Source organism: Paramuribaculum intestinale (assembly GCF_003024925.1).
GTDB classification, from domain to species: domain Bacteria; phylum Bacteroidota; class Bacteroidia; order Bacteroidales; family Muribaculaceae; genus Paramuribaculum; species Paramuribaculum intestinale.
Genome location: NZ_PUED01000341.1, coordinates 1 through 1360, shown reverse-complemented (window position 1 = coordinate 1360; position 1360 = coordinate 1). Strand labels below are relative to the sequence as shown.

Annotated in this window: 1 pseudogene; it reads left to right on the top strand. The window is 54.9% G+C overall.

The annotated features are described in order from the left end of the window. Positions 1-67 precede the first annotated feature (67 nt). Positions 68-1360, top strand: a pseudogene (speA, locus tag C5O24_RS13365) (biosynthetic arginine decarboxylase); the annotation flags it as partial.

Below are 1360 nucleotides of genomic sequence, written 5' to 3'. Positions count from 1 at the left end.
ATCGAGCGACAGTCGAGTTCTTACCTAGTGCCGTCGTCGGCAGCGTCATATGGGTATAAGAGACAGTCAGGTGCGCGATGTCACGGCGCCCGTACTGCTCCGTTTTCCCGACATACTCGACAACCGTATCGAAAAGATCTCGAAGTGCTTCCGGCAGGCGGCCGAGGAATATGGTTACAGCGCCAAGAATTTCATCATCTATCCGATCAAGGTCAATCAGATGCGTCCGGTGGTGGAGGAGATCGTCAGCCATGGCAAAAAATTCAACATCGGACTTGAGGCCGGATCGAAGCCGGAGCTTCACGCCGTGCTGGCCACCAATATCGACGACAACGCTCTGATAATATGCAACGGATATAAGGACGTGGAGTTTATCGAGCTTGCTTTGCTCGCCCAGAAGATGGGTCGTCATATCTTTATCGTCGTTGAGAAGATCCACGAGCTGGTGCTGATAGCATCAGTGGCCAAGCGACTGAAAATACAGCCCAATGTTGGCATCCGCATCAAGCTCTCCTCTACCGGATCAGGCAAGTGGGAGGAGTCGGGCGGCGACCAGTCGAAGTTCGGACTCAACTCGAGCGAACTGCTTGAGGCGCTCGACATTCTGGAGAAAAACAAGATGACCGACTGTCTCAAGCTGATACATTTCCACATAGGCAGTCAGGTCACCAAGATACGCCGCATCAAAAACGCTCTGCGCGAGGCCACACAGTTCTACGCGCAGCTCTCGCGTCTGGGCTACAACATAGATTTTGTCGACATAGGCGGAGGCCTTGGAGTGGACTATGACGGCACCCGCAGTTCGGCCTCGGAAAGTTCCATGAACTATTCCATTCAGGAATATGCCAACGATGCCGTGTCGGCGCTTGTGGAGGTGTGCAAGAAAAACGGACTTAATCAGCCTAACATCATCACGGAGAGCGGACGTTCGCTCGCGGCGCATCATTCGGTGCTCGTGTTCGAAGTGCTCGAGACCACATCGCTCCCCTCGTGGAAGGAGAGCCAGGAGATCGGTCCGGACGATCATGAGCTTGCCCGCGAACTTTACGATATATGGGATCGCCTCGACCATCCGCGTCTGTTCGAGAGCTGGCATGATGCCTTGCAGATACGCGAGGAGGCGCTCGACCTCTTCAGCCTCGGCATGCTCGACCTGCGCACACGCGCTCAGATCGAGAAACTCTTCTGGTCCATAGCCCGCGAGGTGGGCGAATTGGCTTCAACGCTCAAGCATGCTCCCGAAGAGCTGCGCAAGATAGCGCGCATGCTTCCCGACAAATATTTCTGCAATTTCTCGCTGTTCCAGTCGCTGCCCGACCTTTGGGCCATCGACCAGCTTTTCCCGATCATGCCCATACAG